Origin of the sequence: Massilimicrobiota sp. An142, assembly GCF_002160725.1 — a bacterium.
Lineage (GTDB): Bacteria > Bacillota_I > Bacilli_A > Erysipelotrichales > Coprobacillaceae > Allocoprobacillus > Allocoprobacillus merdigallinarum.
In genome coordinates this window covers 13,061-29,388 of sequence record NZ_NFLD01000019.1, presented here as the reverse complement: position 1 = coordinate 29,388, position 16,328 = coordinate 13,061, and the positions used below count along the sequence as shown (strand labels likewise).

Here is a 16,328-nt window from a genome sequence, read left to right as displayed (position 1 = left end):
GGCATATATGGCACGTCTATCACAGGAAAAGATAAATGAAATCAGGCAGAGCGTTGATATTGTTGATGTGATTGGCGAGTATCTTCCTTTGGAAAAGAAAGGAAGAAATTACATAGCATTATGCCCTTTTCATGATGATAAACATCCTTCAATGTCTGTTTCGCCTGATAAGCAAATTTTTATGTGTTTTGTGTGTGGTACGGGAGGCAATGTTTTTACATTTTTACAGAAATATTTAAAAATATCATACATAGAAGCTGTTAAAAAAGTTGCCGAAATAGGTCATATTGATTTAAGTGAATATCATTTAGATGTCGTTTCATCACCGATTTCTAAAGAAAATGCTTCACTTTATCAAATGCACGAAGAAGCACAGAAAATTTATAGTTACTATCTCAATACAAAATTGGGACTGGAAGCAAAAGCTTATTTAACGAAACGTCATTTTTCTGATGAATTGATTAAAGAATTTCAAATTGGCTATGCACCTTTGCAGTCAACTTTATATCAGGCATTTGAAAAATTGGGCTTTCAGGAAATAGATATGGTCAAGTCTGGTCTGATTGTAGAATCATATCAGCATTTTGACCGTTTCCAAGATCGTATTATGTTTCCATTGTATAATCAGCAAGGACAGGTTGTTGGATTTAGTGGACGTATTTATAAACCAACACAAACTGACAGCAAGTATGTCAATTCTCCTGAATCTGATATTTTTATTAAAGGACAGACACTTTATCATTACCATCAATGTAAAGATGCGGTTAAAGAAGCTGGATTTATATACTTACTGGAAGGATTTATGGATGTCATAGCGATGTATAAAGCAGGTATTGAAAATACAGTTGCTATTATGGGAACAGCTCTGACAAAGGGACATATTCAGGCTTTACGTCGTCTGACGCATCATGTTCATTTGTGTTTGGATGGTGATCAGGCTGGGCAAACAGCTATGAGTAAAGCTGCCAGAGAATTGGAGGAAGCTGGTTTTCAGGTATCCATTATTGTTTTACCTGATAATCATGATCCTGATGAAATCTATGAAGAACAAGGTAAAGAAGGATTACAGGAAGCCCTTAAAAAGACATTGAAACCGATTGAATTTTTAATGAATTTTGAGTATCAGAAAATAGATTCTCAAAATTATGATGATCGTAAAAATTATTTAGAGAAAATGTGTTATGAAATTGCTAAAATTCATGATCCTATTGATCAGGATTATTACATTCAGGTTTTATCGAAACAGTCAGGTTTTTCTTATGATCTGATTCATCAGCAGATCAATGGGATGAAACCTCAATTTCATCAGGAAACAAGAGTCCCGCAAAAGAAAATAACACATTTAAAGGATAAATATCAGCAAGCTGAACATGATTTGTTATTTTATATGTTAAATCATAAAAGTGTCGCTTTGAAATATGAAGCAAAAGCAGGTTTTATGTACAATGATCAATATCGTATCATTGCTTCTTATATTATTGACTACTATCGTCATCATAATCAATTAGAAATTGCAGATTTGATAAATAGTATACAAAAAGAAGATTTGATACAAACTGTGGTAGAGATTGCACAATCTCCTTTGCCTCAAGAATATGAAGAAAAAGCGATAGATGATTATATAGAAACCATAGGAAATCATGCAAAGAAAATGAAAAAAGAACAGTTATTAGAACAATTTCGTTATATATTAGATCCTCAACAAAAGGCACAGATTTTAAATGAGATTGTTAAATTAGGAGGTCAATAAAAAGTAATATGAAAAAGGATATGAAAAAGAAAGCAACACCAGTGACATTGGATGATTTGAAGAATTTAATCAAAGAAACAGCTGAAGCTATGGGTGGTAAATTATCTCAAGATGATTTAGATGCCTTTTTAACAAAGTATGACTTAGATGATGAATCAGCTGAAGAATTATTATCTTTTATTACGGATAATGATATTTTAATTGAAGATGGATTTGATGCTTTAGATGATATTGATGATGATCAGTTAATGAGTGGTATGGCAAGTGATTTGGATGATCTTGAAGCATTAGAAACATTGGATGATTTGGATAATTTAGATGATTTAGATTCAGATATTGACAATGATGTTGCTGATTTAGACTTTGGCGGCGATTTTGACATGTTAACAGGAGATACTGTTAATATGTACAGCAATGAGGAAGAAGATGATTCTAATCAGCTTGGAAGCAATGTAAAAATTAATGATCCAGTGAAAATGTATTTAAAAGAAATTGGACGTGTTGAATTATTAAGTCATGACGAAGAAATTTCTCTTGCGAAAAGAATATTAGACGGTGATGAAGAAGCTAAAAAGAAATTGGCAGCTGCCAACTTACGTCTTGTTGTATCTATCGCAAAAAGATATGTTGGTAGAGGAATGTTATTCCTTGATTTGATTCAAGAAGGAAATATGGGACTTATCAAAGCTGTTGAAAAATTTGATTATACAAAAGGATTTAAGTTTTCTACATATGCAACATGGTGGATTAGACAAGCTATTACACGTGCTATTGCAGATCAGGCTAGAACAATTCGTATTCCAGTTCATATGGTTGAAACGATCAATAAATTAACAAGAGTTCAAAGACAATTGATCCAAGAATTAGGACGTGAACCTTCAGCAGAAGAAATTTCTGAAAAGATGGATGGTATGACACCAGAAAAAGTACGTGAAATTCAAAAGATATCTTTAGAACCTGTATCATTAGAAACGCCAATTGGTGAAGAAGATGATTCACATTTAGGAGATTTCATTGAAGATGAAGGGGCAATGTCACCAGATGATTATGCTGCGAATGAATTATTAAAAGATGAATTAAATGAAGTTTTATTAGAATTAACAGATCGTGAAGAAAAAGTTTTACGTTTACGTTTTGGTCTTGATGATGGTCGTACGAGAACACTTGAAGAAGTTGGTAAAGAATTTAATGTCACACGTGAACGTATCCGTCAGATTGAAGCCAAAGCTTTAAGAAAATTAAAACATCCATCACGTTCAAAACGTTTAAAGGATTTCTTAGATCGTTAATATGAAACTATCAAAAAGATTACAGGCCATTGCGGACTTGATTATCAAATATAAACATGGAGAAAGTCTTGGAGATATAGGAACTGATCATGCTTACTTACCTTGTTATTTAGTGAATGAAAATGTCATTCAAAAGGCTTATGCCTGTGATATAGCGAAGGGACCTATCCAAGCATCTATAGAAACGATTGGGAGTTATCATTTAGAGAATAAAGTCATACCACTGCTTGGCAGTGGTATTCATCCACTTTTAGATCAACAAGTCGATATGATTAGTATTTGTGGTATGGGTGGTAAGTTAATTGTGGATATATTAGATGAATTTCCTGAATATATCCAAGATCAACGATTATTTTTACAGGCTAATGTAGGTTTAGAAGTTTTACGTGAGTATCTTTATTTACATCAGATAGAAATTATTGATGAAGATATTGTGAAAGATGCACATCATATTTATGAAATTATGGTTTGTCAGAAAACATCAAAACAACTTTCTTATCAGGAAGAAGATATTTATTTTGGACCTTATTTAAGACAAAAGAAAAATACTTTATTTTATGAAAAATGGAGAAGACAATTACATATTTATCAAAATATATTGACTTCTTTAGAGGAAAACCATCCTCGTTATCAGGAAGTTTTACATATGATTGAAATGATAGAAGGTGAGCTCAATGAAGGCTAAAGAGATTATTGCAGTTATGGAAAAGCATTTTCCTCTTTCTTTACAGGAAGAATGGGATAAATGTGGATTACAGATTGGTCAGATTGAAACAGAAGTTTCTAAGATAATGATTGCGTTAAATGCTGATTTACAGACTATTGATGAAGCTATTGAAAAGGGTTGTCAGATGTTAATTACACATCATCCATTTTTATTAGATCCCATTGTGAATATTGATCAGGATGATTTTATGGGCGCATTTATTTTTAAAGCTATTGAACATCATATTGTTGTTTATAGCTCACATACGGCTTTAGATAATGTGGCAATGAATGAATGGCTCATGGAAGCATTATGTGTTCATGATATCGAACGTGGTGAAGATGGAATCACACGCATAGCCACTTTGAATCAGCCTATGACAATGGATGATTTTCTTGACCATGTACAGACAACTTATCATTTAAAGCATTTTCAATATGCTGGACATGCTGATATGGTTCGTAAGGTTGCGATATGTGGGGGAAGTGGAGCAGATTTTATGTCACAGTTCTATGGAAAAGCAGATGCCTATTTAACTGGAGATACCAAATATCGTCATGCGAAAAATGCAGTTGACCATCATATGTTATTGGTTGATATTCATCATCATGCAGAAAACATGATGGTGAGAAAATTAAAAGAATTATTAGAAAAGGAAGTGAATGTAGAGATAATAGAAGGAAGTTCTCCTGATTATTATCACTACCGATAATATGATTTTGACAACCATGTGTTATATTCAAAAGGATCATCAGACACTTATGCTCCATCGTATAAAAAAAGAAAATGACATCAATGGTGGAAAATGGATTGGTGTTGGTGGAAAATTCGAAGAGGGTGAAAGTGCTGAAGAATGCATGAGACGAGAAATCTATGAAGAAACAGGTTTAACTGCGCTAAAGCTTCAGCTTCATGGATTTGTTGTTTTTCCTAAACTTTACCACGGTCAGGATGAAGGGATGTTTGTTTATACATGCTGGGATTTTAGTGGTGAAATTCATGAATGTGATGAAGGTATTTTACAGTGGATCGACAATGATCAGATTTCATCTTTACCTATGTGGGAAGGTGATTATCATTTCTTTGAATGGATTCAAGATTCAAAATTTCATAGTGCAAAGATTGTTTATGAAAATGATCAGTTAATAGATTATCAGGAAAGTTGTTATTAAGGTTTAAAAATGAAGAAAATTGTAATTGGATTGATTGCTGCTTTCTTTTTTATAGGTATTTATTTTTATGTAACTGGTCAAAGAGCATCAGTACTGGAAAAGGAACTTGCAACAGATATTTTTCATGAAATTCCACAAAAGCCCTTAGAAGATATTCTTCATCAGGATATGACGCAAGAGTCAGTTGATGAAGTTTGGCTACGCATATCTGAACTTTGTGATTATGGTTATGATTTGGATCAGTTAAATGAATATCAAAGGAATTTTTGGCTGGTGTTTCATTTTCTTGGAGAAACAGGGAGTGGTGGTATTGAACAATTTTTTTATAATGGTTATGAATTTGTTGAATCTACACTTCATACTTTACAAACTTTAAAGTTGAATGATAGTTATCAATACTTAAAGAATGCCCATGAGATTGTAGAAATGTATAGTGATCCAAAAATGTCTGAGCAGTTAAATAAAATAGATGAGTACTACTACAATGATGTAGAAGAAGAATGTTATCATTTTCTTATTCAATATCTTCAAGAATATAAAGATGAATTTATAGAAAAATGAATTGATGAAATAACAATTTGAATTTTAACACTCTTAGGAGTGTTTTTCTTTATAGTGTCGTTTGTCTTGAGTGTGGTCAAGGTTTCATCTATAATATTTATGGAGGTATGGAATATGAAAGATTTATATTTAATGAGGCATGGTGAAACATTATTTAATCAAAGAAGAAAGATACAGGGATGGTGTGATTCTCCATTAACTGAAAAAGGAATAGAACAAGCTCAAAAAGCAGGAGAATTATTAAAAGATATTCATTTTGATCATTGTTATAGCTCTACGTCTGAAAGATGTTGTGATACACTTGAACTTGTGACTCATCAACCTTATCAAAGATTAAAGGGAATTAAAGAAAGATATTTTGGTGTGTTTGAAGGTGAAAGTGAAGATTTAAATCCTCCTGTTGATAAATATGATGATTTCTTTCCTATTTATGGGGGAGAAACAAGATTACAGGTTATGGAAAGAATGGTAACAACGCTAAAGGATATTATGGAACAGGATGCATGTCAGACTGTTTTGGCTGTATCACATGCTGGAGCTTGTCGTTGTTTTTTATCACATTTAGGGCAACCTGAACAATTATTGAATGGTCAAAAATTAGGGAATTGTAGTATTTTACATTTTCATTATGATCAAGGTCAATTTACATTTGTTGAAATGCTGAACATTTAAGAAATGAAGCACTCTTAGAAGTGCTTTTTATTGTGAAATGATTTTTGGTAATGATTCAAAAGCGATTCCATTATATCAATCATTAAGTATTGATTTTCAAAAAAATATACAGTCTTATTTAGTGGGATTACGCACTTTATCTATTTATGAAAGATGGATTGAACATCATGAAAAAGAAGCTTTAATGATTGATCAAAAATTAGATACATATCAATCATCTTATCCATATCGTGTTGAAATAGAAATGCAAAAAGATCTTATTCAAAATATTAATTCTTTAAGAACCATAGATTTTGTAGATTTATAGTATTGTAAAAATAAAAAACAGGAGTACAATAATTGTTTGTATAGGGAAAGGGGAGAAAAGGATGGATCAAAGTCGAAAATCTACAGATTTGATTTATGGAAGTATAGCAAAATCTATTTTTTGGTTTTCAATCCCACTTTTGATTGGAAATCTATTCCAACAACTATATAATACTGTAGATGCATATGTCGTAGGGAATTATGTTTCTAAACAGGCATTGGCTGCTGTTGGGGCGTCTTCACCTATCACAAATATGCTTATTGGTTTTTTTATGGGATTGGCAACAGGTGCAGGAGTTGTGATTGCTCAATACTACGGAGCCAATGATTCTAAAAGATTAAAACAGGCTATTCATAGTTCAGCAGCTTTAACGATTGTTATGGCTATTTTCTTAACGATTGTTGGTGTTTTATTCACTAATCCACTTCTACATATGATAGGTATACCTGCAGATGTGTTTCCTGAATCATCAACATATTTAACAATTTATTTTGGTGGAATCACTTTTGCATTAATTTATAATATGGGGGCAGGTGTTTTACGTGCTGTTGGAGATTCAAAAAGGCCGCTCTATTTTCTAGTAGCAGCCTGTTTAACAAATATTGTGTTAGATTTATTGTTAGTGAGAGGTTTCCATATGGGTGTGGCAGGAGCAGCTATTGCAACTGATGTTTCTCAGGCATTAAGTGCTTTACTGGTTTGTATTGTCTTGATGAAAAGTGATGAAGTCTATGCTTTAAAAATAAGAAAAATTCGTTTTCATCTTCCTATTTTAAAGCGTATTATTATGATTGGATTGCCTACGGCTTTACAACAAAGTATTGTGTCTTTATCTAATGTCGTGGTGCAATCTTATGTCAATGTTTTTGGCTCAGATGTTGTGGCAGGTTATTCAGCAACGATTCGTATTGATGGTTTTGTGAATTTGCCTTTACAAAGTTTTAATATGGCAATTACAACATTTGTTGGACAAAATATTGGAGCTAAGCGATATGATCGTGTCAAACGTGGTTCAAAGATAGCTTTATGGATGACTTTTGCGGTTGTGGGAGCTATGACTGTCTTTTTATTCTTCTTTGGAAGAGATGTTATTCGTATCTTTAATAGCGATCAGGCAGTAGTAGAAGCAGGATGGAAAATGTTATTTGCCTTTTTAACATGTTATATGTTATTACCAATTGTACAAATCTATAATGGTGTTTTAAGAGGGGCTGGAAAATCATCTATCCCAATGTATATTATGGTATTTAATTTTGTTATTTTAAGACAGATTTATTTAGCTATTGTAACCTCAATGACATCTGATGTTTTCTTTGTTTTCTTTGGCTGGCCAGTGACATGGATCAGTGCTGCTATTATGTTTATTATTTATTATCATAAAGTGAAATGGTTACCTGATGATTAAGTTTTCCTTTCTGGAAAACTTTTTTAATAAAAAAATGCATGAAAACATGCATTTAGTCTAATATTTTTGTTAAGTCTATCGGTTGTTTAAAGAAGGTCTGAGGATCATTTTCATTAAATTGATGTAAGAATTCTATAACTTGATTTGTTAAATAGGTTGGTGTAGATGCACCTGAAGAGACTGCAGCTTTCTTTTTCCCTTTTAACCAGTTAATATTTAAATCATCAAGACTCTCAATCATATGAACTTCTTTCTTTTCACTAGCAATGCTTGCTAGTTTTTGAGTATTGTTAGAATGAGGATCACCCACAATGAAAACAATATCAATATCTTCTTCCATGTTTTTAATAGCTTCTTGTCTGATTTTCGTTGCTGTACAAGTTTCTTTTTCGATTGTGACATGAGGAAGTATCGTTTTGGCATACTCACATAAATCATAGACATCATATAAAGACATGGTTGTCTGATTCGTCATCACATAATGCTTATTTGGATCCATCATTTGAATATCATTTTTGCTGGTAATCAAATGAACTCGTTTTTCATCAATAGAAATAGCACCTTCAGCTTCAGGATGTCCTTTTTTTCCAATATATAAAATGTCATATCCTTCATTCAATTTCTTTTTGATTAAATCATGTGTCTTAATCACATCTAAACATGAGGCATCAATGACATTGAGGCCTTTATTTTTCGCTTTTTCAAATACCTGCTCACTGGCACCATGAGCAGTGACAATGACGGTTCCGTGTTGAATCTGATTTAATAATTCTAGACGTGTTTGACCAGGAATATCAATTGTCTGAATACCTCTTTCTTTTAATGCATCAACAATATATTGATTATGAACAATCATTCCTAAGATATAAATAGGTTGTTGTTCATTTTGTGCGTTTTTAGCTATTTCAATAGCACGGACGACACCTTTACAATATCCTCTTGGGGTAATAGCTTTCACTTGCATACCTTTTCACCTCCACTTCATTGTATCATAATTTCTTGTGATGATGAAGAAATCTTTATATAATGAAAACAGGTGATTAATGATGCATATTCAGGAAGTTTCTCAACAATTAAATTTATCTAAGAAAACGATTATGATTTATGAACAAAAAAGGCTCATTCATCCTCAAAAAGATGCTCATGGTTATCGTGTTTATCAACAGAAAGATATTGAAAGATTGATGCAGATTAAATGTTTAAGACAACTTGATTTCTCTATTTCTCAAATTAAAGATATACTGATCAATAATCAATATGATATTTTTGATCTGAAAAAAGAAGAATATGAAAAACAGATTTTTGATATTGAAACATCATTACAATATATTGATGATGTGAAAAAGAGTTTGACGCAAAAACAGACATTAGATAATTTAAGCCATCAGCTAGAACAAACCAAACAATTGAAAAAAATCAATTCTTCTACACAAACCATCCTACCCTTTGAAAAAATCATAATTTGTTTATCTATTTTTATTTATGCTTTATTTTTATTTGATAATGACTCATTTTTATCTATATTGGCTTCTTTAGCCATGTTACTTATTTTAGTGATTCACTTTTCTTCTACATTTAGACTGTTTTTATATGAAATTTATCAAAAAATAAAAAAATAGTTGCTTTACCCCAAGGGTAGTGCTGTAAAGTCAAGGTGAGGTGAGATACCATGATGATATTTTGGGTAGCTATTTTACTGATATTGATAGTGATTATGGTTTTGAAAGGCTTATGGAATGTTTTTATGCATAAACGATTAGTTCAACTGTTTCCATATCAGCTTGAAAAGGATGAAATAGAATGGAATGAGGAATATGCTGAAACTTTAAAAGAAAAAGCAATATCTAAACAGGAAATTGATGATTTTCTGTTATTAAAAGTTTTACAGAAATGTGACTTTACCTATACGAATATAGGTAGAGAATATATGTATGGTCGTATGTTATCAAAACAATGTGATCATCGTTTGTTAGAAATGATGGTTCAGCGTTATCAGAATCCTCAAATCTTATCTGATACACTTTATCAACTTTATCAGTTAAGTAAAGAATATGACGCATGTTTAGGCTTGTTTCAGCATTCTCAAGTCTTTTCGTTATGGGAAAGACGACTTATCATGTGCTTAGGTTTTTGTCCGATTGTATTTATCATCATGTGGTTTTTCTTAGGTGAGCTGATTTTTTTACCACTTTGTATATATGCAGCTTTGATGATTCTTTTGAATACTTATTATAGTCAACGTACAAAGACTATTGTGACGGAAACAATGAGTTATTGTTTTATGATTGAAGCTTTATCACATTTGGTTAAACATCGTGTTTTTCCTGAAGAAGATATTCAAAAATTAAAGCCAATGCTTAAAAAAGCAAAGACATATACAGTATTGGCACGTGTCATTTATAAGATTTCTAAAATAGATGTTTTCTATTTCACACAGACAATCCAAAGCTTCTTTATGTTATCACTACATCAATATCTCATATTATTAAAGCATCAAGAAGACATGGAAAGCTATATGCTTACTTTCTATGAATATTTAGGAACTGCAGATGTTGCTTTAAGTGTGCGATTAGTACGTGAACGTTATGTCACGTGTTTGCCTGAATTAACACAAGATAAACAGCTTTCATTTGTCGAAGCTTACCATCCTTTAATTTCTAATCCTGTAAAAAATAGTTTTTCAACAACACGTTCTTGTATGATTACAGGATCCAATGCATCAGGTAAGTCTACATTCTTAAAAATGATTGGTATCAATATGCTGATGGCGAAAACTTTGCATACATGTTTTGCAGATGAATGGAAGTGTTATCATTATACGATTCATAGTGCCATTCATATGAAAGATGATTTAACATCAGGAGATAGTTATTATGTAAAAGAAATTAAAACTTTAAAAGCCATGATAGATGATGTGAAAGAAAAGGATTGTATGATCTTTATTGATGAAATTTTAAGAGGAACAAATGAAAAAGAACGTGTGATGATTTCTCAGGCTATTTTGACTTATTTATTTCAAAGTTCATCATTGATTTTGGTGACAACACATGATTTATCTTTGGTTGAAAAGTTTCCTTGGATTGATCAGTATTGTTTCCGTGATGCGATTGTGAATAATCAATTATCCTGTGATTATAAAATACATCAGGGACGTTGTACAGTAGGAAATGCGATTGCATTATTGGAAATTTATGGATATGATGCAGACATTATCAATGCCATAAGAAAGCCTAACTAGGCTTTCTTACTGGTAACATATTTTCAAAAGTCTGTGATTCCACTTGAACATTTTTATCAATATCCTCATCTATGTCATCTAAATCAAAACTCTTCACAGCTTTAACAACACGGAAAGCTGTTTTGGCGTTATGCAAAACAGGACGTAATTGATTGATAATAGGAATGAGCTGATTAGCCGTATAAAGTGTTTTTTGAGCTGTCTGAATCGTTGATGAAAGATTCATCTGATGAAGTGAATATCTCATAGATTGTAATAATGATGGTTTTTGATACATCATTGGTGGATAATAGGGATAAAAATCATAGGGTGGATATTGTGGATACATGATTAACACCTCCTATGTTAAGATATGTTAAAAGAAAAAAGATGATACTTGTGTTTTGGATAAAGAAAAATAACGACTTTGAAGAGAAATCATCAAAATCGTCATGAGATATTTTATGCTCTTTGTTTATAAATGAGAAGATTAACAATACTGCCAAGCATGATATAAATCATCCAAAAAAGAATAAATCCAACATAGGAAGCATCAAGAAGAGGATATGGAGCAGTTCCTAAGCCACTTGTCATGATGTTATATGCCATAGATAAAGGAATGAATGTTAATGTCCATATATTTATGGACCAAAATAATTGTTTGGCTTTTGTCTGAGAAGATTGATCTGATATGACCATACCAATACCATAAATCATACATCCAAAGATAATCAAAATGAGTCCGGTGAGTGTTGCTATGGCAGTCTGTTCTTCATTCCATATCATGGCAGCAACAATCAATCCAAGGGCATTCATTGTCGTTGCAACAATTGTAAAAATGACACCATTAGGTTTTTCGTGCGTTGATATAGACTCATGAGGAGCGGGTTCAATACCTTTGAGTAAATAGTCTGTTGTTACTTCAAAAAAGTCACTCAATAAAATAATCTTTTCAATGTCTGGTAAAGTTTGTTCGCTTTCCCATTTAGAAACGGATTGTCGTGAAACACCAATTTGATTGGCAAGTTCTTCTTGTGATATCCCTTTTACTTTTCTTAAATGTTGTATTCTATCAGCAATGTTCATATATAGTCTCCTTTCTTAGGCACTCATATTATAACAAAAAATAAAAAAGCAATACTACCAACTGATGTGGTCATTTTGACAACTTTTACGTTCTTTTTGTCACTTTGTTTGCTTTTGCTTAATAAAAGGCTTTTTATTATTGTATCTAGGATCATTTGTAATATCAAGATATATGTCAAATATGTCTTTCCCTCTTTTTGCTTTGACAAATAATCAAAGAAAATATAAGATTTTATCAAAGTTTTTTGCTTTTTTAAAAGTTTTAGTGTATAATCATATGGCTAAAAGGAGGCGATTATATGAAATTATTTGAACAATATCAATTTCAACCTTTTGTAAAAGAAACATTACAAAAGTTGAATTTTCAATCACCAACAGAAATTCAAAAATCAGTCATTCCACTTGTTTATAAACATCGAGATGTGATTGGCATATCACAGACAGGAACAGGGAAAACACATGCTTTTTTAATTCCAATTATGGATATGATAGAGACATCAGCAGATTGTGTGCAGGCAGTCATTACTGCTCCTACAAGAGAATTGGCACAACAGATTTATGATCAGGCTAAAGTTTTTATAAATTATAATAAGAATTTAAGGGTTTCATTAATCATTGGTGGTAAAGATAAACAAAAAACAATTTCAAAGTTGAATGTTCAACCTCATTTGGTTATTGGAACACCTGGACGAATTAAAGATTTATCTTTAGAGGAACAGGCTCTTAAAATTACAACTGCGGATATATTTGTCATTGATGAAGCAGATATGACATTAGAGTATGGTTATTTAGAGGATATTGATGCAGTACTTGGAAAGATGAAAGAGAATCTTCAGATGCTTGTCTTTTCCGCAACAATTCCACAAATGTTAAGACCGTTCTTAAAGAAATATATGGACTCACCAAAGATTATAGAAATTGATGAGCATCTGTCAACATCACGTAATATTTCACATTATCTGGTTCCAACGAAACATCGTCAGCGTTATGAAGTTTTAAAAAATATTATGCAGGTCATTGATCCCTACATTTGTATTATCTTCTGTAATAAACGTGAAGAAGTTGAACAGTTAAGTCATCAGTTGCGTGAAGATGGCTATAAGGTTGGAGAAATACATGGAAATCTGGAGCCAAGAGAAAGGCGACAGATGATGCGTCGTATCAAAAATATGGAATATCAATATATTGTCGCAACTGATATTGCTGCAAGAGGGATTGATATTGATGGTGTCAGTCATATTATTAATATGGAATTTCCAACTGAGCTAGATTTCTATATTCATCGTAGTGGTCGTTGTGGACGTGGAAAATATACGGGTGAATGTTATAATATGTATGATACGTATAATCAACAAATGGTTGAAGCCTTGGAGAAAAAAGGTATTCATTTTGAAGTCAAGGAATTAAAAGGACAGCAGTTTAAACAAAGTCAAGAACGAGAAAAACGTAAGACACGTGTTAAACATCAAACTGAATTAGAAAAGAAAATCTCAGCTATTGTCAGAAAACCAGCCAAAGTGAAACCTGGATATAAGAAAAAACGTAAAAGACAAATTGAAGCTATGGTTCAAAAAGAAAGACGTGCGATGATTAAACAGGACATTAGAAGACAAAAGAAAGAACGTGCAAAACAGGCACAAAGAGAAAAACGTGAAAGAGAGGCACAGTAATGTTGAAGATTGGTAGTCATGTTTCCATGAGTGGAAAAGAAATGATGCTAGGATCAGTGAAAGAAGCTTTATCCTATGATGCAACGACATTTATGTTTTATACAGGTGCTCCACAAAATACTGCCAGAAAACCAGTGAGTCAGTTACGTGTTGAAGAAGCCAAAGCATTGATGGCAGAACATCATATTGATATTCAGGATGTTGTTGTTCATGCGCCATACATTATCAATTTGGCAAATACGATTAAGCCTGAAACATTTGAGTTAGCTGTACGCTTTTTAAAAGAAGAAATTGAAAGATGTGAAGCTATTGGTATCAAACGTTTGGTTTTACATCCTGGTTCTCATGTCAAAGCAGGGGATGAGGCTGGCTTGGATCAGATTGTAAAAGGATTGAATGAAGTTTTACATGAAGACCAAAAAGTACATATTGCTTTAGAAACAATGGCAGGTAAGGGAAGTGAAGTTGGAAAAACTTTTGATCAGCTTCAGTATATTATTGAACATACAAAGTTATCTTCTTTACTGGGTGTTTGTTTGGATACTTGTCATTTACATGATGCAGGTTATGATTTAACTCATTTTGATGACTTGTTGAAAGAGTTTGATCAAAAGATAGGTTTAGATCGTTTATTGGTTGTTCATGTGAATGATTCTAAAAATGAACGAGGAGCTCATAAAGATCGTCATGAAAATATTGGATATGGATATATTGGCTTTGATACACTCAATACTATTGTTCATCATCCTCAATTAAAAGATGTTCCAAAGATTCTTGAAACACCTTATATTGATGGAAAAGCTCCTTATCGTGAAGAAATCAATATGTTTGTTCATCAAACATTTAATAATGGTTTAAAATAATGATTTAATAATACAAGTATTTTTTGACAAGTGAATTCACTTGTCAATTTTTTTATATAGTTTTCTAGAACAAAATGATATTGTTCATGTTGTAAGGCGTATTGATTGTTTTTAATCATGTTTAATAATCTTTGTTGTGTAGATTGATCAAGTTCGATATCAAATTCTTTTAAAAGAACTTGAAAATCATCTAGTTGAAGTGATGATATATATTCATTGTTTTGATTTGTCATAATTTCCTCCTTAACTATATCCTATGTAGGCGTTAAGAAAATAGACCACATTTTTGATAAGACTTGCGTCAAATATCAATTGTATGATAGAATATGAGCGTTTTAAATAGAAAGGATTAGAAAGATGAGTAAAGTTAATCAATTAGGAAATTACAAAGGAATTGAAGTCAAAGTGACTTCACGTCAAGTATTAGACGAAGATGTTGAAAAAGAAATCCAACATTTATTATCACAAAAGAGTCAATTGGTTGAAAAAGAAGGAACTGTTGAAAACGGGGATGTCACAACAATTGATTTTAAAGGATTAAAAGATGGAGTGGCTTTTGATGGTGGAACTGCTGAAGGATATCAATTAGAAATTGGTTCTGGATCATTTATACCAGGATTTGAAGAACAGATGATTGGTATGAAAAAAGGAGAAACAAGAGATTTAAATCTAACTTTCCCAGAAAATTATGGGGTTGCTGATTTAGCGGGTGCAGATGTTATTTTCCAGGTTACAGTTCATCACATTGCATCAAAAGCACAAGCTCAACTTGATGAAGAATTCGTTAAATCTTTCCAAATGCCAGATGTTGAGACAGTGGAAGATTTCAAAAAGAAAGTCAGAGAAAGTTTAGAAAATCAAAATGCTCAGACATTACGTGCTGAAAAAGAAAATAAAGTTTTAGGTGTTTTGATTGAAAACAGTGATGTAGAAGTAGATGAAGCTGATATTCAAAAAGCTTTAGATCAACATGTTCAATATGTCAGCAATGAATTAGCTGGACAAGGTATGGCTTTAGAACAATATCTTCAAATGATGGGAATGGATATGGATGCATTACATGCACAATTAATGCCAGCTGCTAAACAACAAGCTATTTTTGAAGCTATTATTGATGAAATTATTCGTGTTGAAAATTTAATGACAAGTGATGAAGATGTTGACCGTCAGGTTGATTTGATGTCACAACAATATCAAATGGATAAAAAAGATATTTTAGAAAAGATTGATTTAGAAGGTTTAAGACGTGATTTAAATCGTATTCAAGCAAGTCAATTGATTTTAAACAGTGCTAAATTTATTATGGAGTAAAGATTGTCTCAGGGCAATCTTTGTTTTTATTTATTTAATAAATCTGCTAATAAACATATTATAATATAATGGATATAGATGTTGGTGAGAGTTGAAAGAGAGATGAGACTATGAAAAATCAGAATATTTTTATAAGTTTAGGAATTGTCATTTATATTGTGATGTCTGGGATAGATAAATTTGTTTATAGGCTTCCAAATATGGTTTATATTCCCATTGCTATTTTAGGTATTATTTTGATTCTGATTGGTTTTTTAAAAATAAAAAAAGACAATCATTGACAAATGTGAGTAAGAAGATGTTATTTAAAGATAATAAA

The 16,328-nt window shown here is 31.8% G+C and carries 19 protein-coding genes; 15 read left to right on the top strand and 4 right to left on the bottom strand.

Translation table 11 applies throughout. The annotated features are described in order from the left end of the window. The first annotated feature begins 7 nt into the window (after window positions 1-7). The 9 genes from dnaG (at window position 8) to B5E87_RS08910 (ending at window position 7,862) form a co-directional block, all read left to right on the top strand. Complete coding sequence (dnaG, locus tag B5E87_RS08950) at window positions 8-1,750, top strand: DNA primase (RefSeq protein ID WP_087244587.1); 1,743 nt, start codon at window positions 8-10, stop codon at window positions 1,748-1,750. Between the two features lie 8 nt (window positions 1,751-1,758). Then, window positions 1,759-3,039: an RNA polymerase sigma factor RpoD gene (gene rpoD / locus B5E87_RS08945; protein WP_087244586.1), complete on the top strand. Its 1,281-nt coding sequence runs from the start codon at window positions 1,759-1,761 to the stop codon at window positions 3,037-3,039. A gap of 1 nt (window position 3,040) precedes the next feature. Next, window positions 3,041-3,724: a tRNA (adenine(22)-N(1))-methyltransferase gene (locus B5E87_RS08940; protein ID WP_087244585.1), complete on the top strand. Its 684-nt coding sequence runs from the start codon at window positions 3,041-3,043 to the stop codon at window positions 3,722-3,724. Next, window positions 3,714-4,457, top strand: coding sequence for a Nif3-like dinuclear metal center hexameric protein (locus tag B5E87_RS08935; protein WP_087244584.1), 744 nt, complete (start codon window positions 3,714-3,716; stop codon window positions 4,455-4,457). The genes B5E87_RS08940 and B5E87_RS08935 overlap by 11 nt, the downstream gene beginning before the upstream one ends. Before the next feature lies 1 nt (window position 4,458). Then, window positions 4,459-4,917: an NUDIX hydrolase gene (locus B5E87_RS08930; RefSeq protein ID WP_087244583.1), complete on the top strand. Its 459-nt coding sequence runs from the start codon at window positions 4,459-4,461 to the stop codon at window positions 4,915-4,917. Window positions 4,918-4,926: 9 nt separating this feature from the next. Further along, window positions 4,927-5,478 (top strand): DMP19 family protein, encoded by a 552-nt coding sequence (locus B5E87_RS08925; RefSeq protein WP_087244582.1) that lies wholly within the window; start codon window positions 4,927-4,929, stop codon window positions 5,476-5,478. A gap of 114 nt (window positions 5,479-5,592) precedes the next feature. Continuing rightward, the gene (locus B5E87_RS08920) at window positions 5,593-6,150 is read left to right on the top strand and encodes a histidine phosphatase family protein (protein ID WP_087244581.1); all 558 of its coding nucleotides are present in this window, start codon (window positions 5,593-5,595) and stop codon (window positions 6,148-6,150) included. A gap of 37 nt (window positions 6,151-6,187) precedes the next feature. Next, entirely contained in the window at window positions 6,188-6,457 is a 270-nt protein-coding gene (locus tag B5E87_RS08915; protein WP_087244580.1) for a hypothetical protein, read from the top strand. Window positions 6,458-6,518: 61 nt separating this feature from the next. Beyond that, a complete protein-coding gene (locus B5E87_RS08910) occupies window positions 6,519-7,862 on the top strand; it encodes an MATE family efflux transporter (protein WP_087244579.1) in 1,344 nt (447 codons plus the stop codon). Between the two features lie 52 nt (window positions 7,863-7,914). On the opposite strand, the gene B5E87_RS08905 is transcribed toward B5E87_RS08910, so the two are convergent. Then, a complete protein-coding gene (locus B5E87_RS08905) occupies window positions 7,915-8,826 on the bottom strand; it encodes a 4-hydroxy-3-methylbut-2-enyl diphosphate reductase (protein ID WP_087244578.1) in 912 nt (303 codons plus the stop codon). Between the two features lie 82 nt (window positions 8,827-8,908). Here B5E87_RS08905 and B5E87_RS08900 point away from each other — a divergent pair, with 82 nt between their 5' ends. Together B5E87_RS08900 and B5E87_RS08895 are read left to right on the top strand one after the other, a co-directional pair. Further along, window positions 8,909-9,481 (top strand): MerR family transcriptional regulator, encoded by a 573-nt coding sequence (locus B5E87_RS08900; RefSeq protein ID WP_158095586.1) that lies wholly within the window; start codon window positions 8,909-8,911, stop codon window positions 9,479-9,481. Window positions 9,482-9,531: 50 nt separating this feature from the next. Then, on the top strand, window positions 9,532-11,100 hold the full coding sequence (locus B5E87_RS08895) for a MutS-related protein (RefSeq protein ID WP_087244576.1): 1,569 nt from the start codon (window positions 9,532-9,534) through the stop codon (window positions 11,098-11,100). On the opposite strand, the gene B5E87_RS08890 is transcribed toward B5E87_RS08895, so the two are convergent. Together B5E87_RS08890 and B5E87_RS08885 are read right to left on the bottom strand one after the other, a co-directional pair. Further along, the gene (locus B5E87_RS08890) at window positions 11,093-11,428 is read right to left on the bottom strand and encodes a hypothetical protein (RefSeq protein WP_087244575.1); all 336 of its coding nucleotides are present in this window, start codon (window positions 11,426-11,428) and stop codon (window positions 11,093-11,095) included. The two genes, B5E87_RS08895 and B5E87_RS08890, sit on opposite strands and share 8 nt — an antisense overlap. A gap of 113 nt (window positions 11,429-11,541) precedes the next feature. After that, window positions 11,542-12,165, bottom strand: coding sequence for a helix-turn-helix domain-containing protein (locus B5E87_RS08885; RefSeq protein WP_087244574.1), 624 nt, complete (start codon window positions 12,163-12,165; stop codon window positions 11,542-11,544). Window positions 12,166-12,464: 299 nt separating this feature from the next. Here B5E87_RS08885 and B5E87_RS08880 point away from each other — a divergent pair, with 299 nt between their 5' ends. Together B5E87_RS08880 and B5E87_RS08875 are read left to right on the top strand one after the other, a co-directional pair. Further along, window positions 12,465-13,835, top strand: a complete 1,371-nt coding sequence (locus B5E87_RS08880; protein WP_087244573.1) for a DEAD/DEAH box helicase — start codon at window positions 12,465-12,467, stop codon at window positions 13,833-13,835. Then, the gene (locus B5E87_RS08875) at window positions 13,835-14,698 is read left to right on the top strand and encodes a deoxyribonuclease IV (protein ID WP_087244572.1); all 864 of its coding nucleotides are present in this window, start codon (window positions 13,835-13,837) and stop codon (window positions 14,696-14,698) included. Before B5E87_RS08880 ends, B5E87_RS08875 begins: the two co-directional genes overlap by 1 nt. Here B5E87_RS08875 and B5E87_RS08870 read toward each other — a convergent pair. Continuing rightward, window positions 14,671-14,931 (bottom strand): hypothetical protein, encoded by a 261-nt coding sequence (locus tag B5E87_RS08870; protein ID WP_087244571.1) that lies wholly within the window; start codon window positions 14,929-14,931, stop codon window positions 14,671-14,673. The genes B5E87_RS08875 and B5E87_RS08870 overlap by 28 nt on opposite strands. A 124-nt stretch (window positions 14,932-15,055) precedes the next feature. Here B5E87_RS08870 and tig point away from each other — a divergent pair, with 124 nt between their 5' ends. Continuing rightward, on the top strand, window positions 15,056-16,009 hold the full coding sequence (tig, locus tag B5E87_RS08865) for a trigger factor (RefSeq protein ID WP_087244570.1): 954 nt from the start codon (window positions 15,056-15,058) through the stop codon (window positions 16,007-16,009). A 110-nt stretch (window positions 16,010-16,119) separates the two neighbouring features. Continuing rightward, on the top strand, window positions 16,120-16,290 hold the full coding sequence (locus tag B5E87_RS15200) for a hypothetical protein (protein WP_164483489.1): 171 nt from the start codon (window positions 16,120-16,122) through the stop codon (window positions 16,288-16,290). Window positions 16,291-16,328 lie beyond the last annotated feature (38 nt).

What these genes read in the sequence shown, in the direction of transcription:
- B5E87_RS08870 (WP_087244571.1), bottom strand. Translation starts at nt 14,931, where the DNA reads ATGACAAATCAAAACAATGAATATATATCATCACTTCAACTAGATGAT.
- B5E87_RS08900 (WP_158095586.1), top strand. Translation starts at nt 8,909, where the DNA reads ATGCATATTCAGGAAGTTTCTCAACAATTAAATTTATCTAAGAAAACG.
- B5E87_RS08920 (WP_087244581.1), top strand. Translation starts at nt 5,593, where the DNA reads ATGAAAGATTTATATTTAATGAGGCATGGTGAAACATTATTTAATCAA.
- B5E87_RS08875 (WP_087244572.1), top strand. Translation starts at nt 13,835, where the DNA reads ATGTTGAAGATTGGTAGTCATGTTTCCATGAGTGGAAAAGAAATGATG.
- B5E87_RS08890 (WP_087244575.1), bottom strand. Translation starts at nt 11,428, where the DNA reads ATGTATCCACAATATCCACCCTATGATTTTTATCCCTATTATCCACCA.
- B5E87_RS15200 (WP_164483489.1), top strand. Translation starts at nt 16,120, where the DNA reads ATGAAAAATCAGAATATTTTTATAAGTTTAGGAATTGTCATTTATATT.
- dnaG (WP_087244587.1), top strand. Translation starts at nt 8, where the DNA reads ATGGCACGTCTATCACAGGAAAAGATAAATGAAATCAGGCAGAGCGTT.
- B5E87_RS08915 (WP_087244580.1), top strand. Translation starts at nt 6,188, where the DNA reads ATGATTTTTGGTAATGATTCAAAAGCGATTCCATTATATCAATCATTA.
- B5E87_RS08885 (WP_087244574.1), bottom strand. Translation starts at nt 12,165, where the DNA reads ATGAACATTGCTGATAGAATACAACATTTAAGAAAAGTAAAAGGGATA.
- B5E87_RS08910 (WP_087244579.1), top strand. Translation starts at nt 6,519, where the DNA reads ATGGATCAAAGTCGAAAATCTACAGATTTGATTTATGGAAGTATAGCA.
- B5E87_RS08880 (WP_087244573.1), top strand. Translation starts at nt 12,465, where the DNA reads ATGAAATTATTTGAACAATATCAATTTCAACCTTTTGTAAAAGAAACA.
- tig (WP_087244570.1), top strand. Translation starts at nt 15,056, where the DNA reads ATGAGTAAAGTTAATCAATTAGGAAATTACAAAGGAATTGAAGTCAAA.
- B5E87_RS08935 (WP_087244584.1), top strand. Translation starts at nt 3,714, where the DNA reads ATGAAGGCTAAAGAGATTATTGCAGTTATGGAAAAGCATTTTCCTCTT.
- B5E87_RS08905 (WP_087244578.1), bottom strand. Translation starts at nt 8,826, where the DNA reads ATGCAAGTGAAAGCTATTACCCCAAGAGGATATTGTAAAGGTGTCGTC.
- B5E87_RS08930 (WP_087244583.1), top strand. Translation starts at nt 4,459, where the DNA reads ATGATTTTGACAACCATGTGTTATATTCAAAAGGATCATCAGACACTT.
- B5E87_RS08940 (WP_087244585.1), top strand. Translation starts at nt 3,041, where the DNA reads ATGAAACTATCAAAAAGATTACAGGCCATTGCGGACTTGATTATCAAA.
- B5E87_RS08895 (WP_087244576.1), top strand. Translation starts at nt 9,532, where the DNA reads ATGATGATATTTTGGGTAGCTATTTTACTGATATTGATAGTGATTATG.
- B5E87_RS08925 (WP_087244582.1), top strand. Translation starts at nt 4,927, where the DNA reads ATGAAGAAAATTGTAATTGGATTGATTGCTGCTTTCTTTTTTATAGGT.
- rpoD (WP_087244586.1), top strand. Translation starts at nt 1,759, where the DNA reads ATGAAAAAGGATATGAAAAAGAAAGCAACACCAGTGACATTGGATGAT.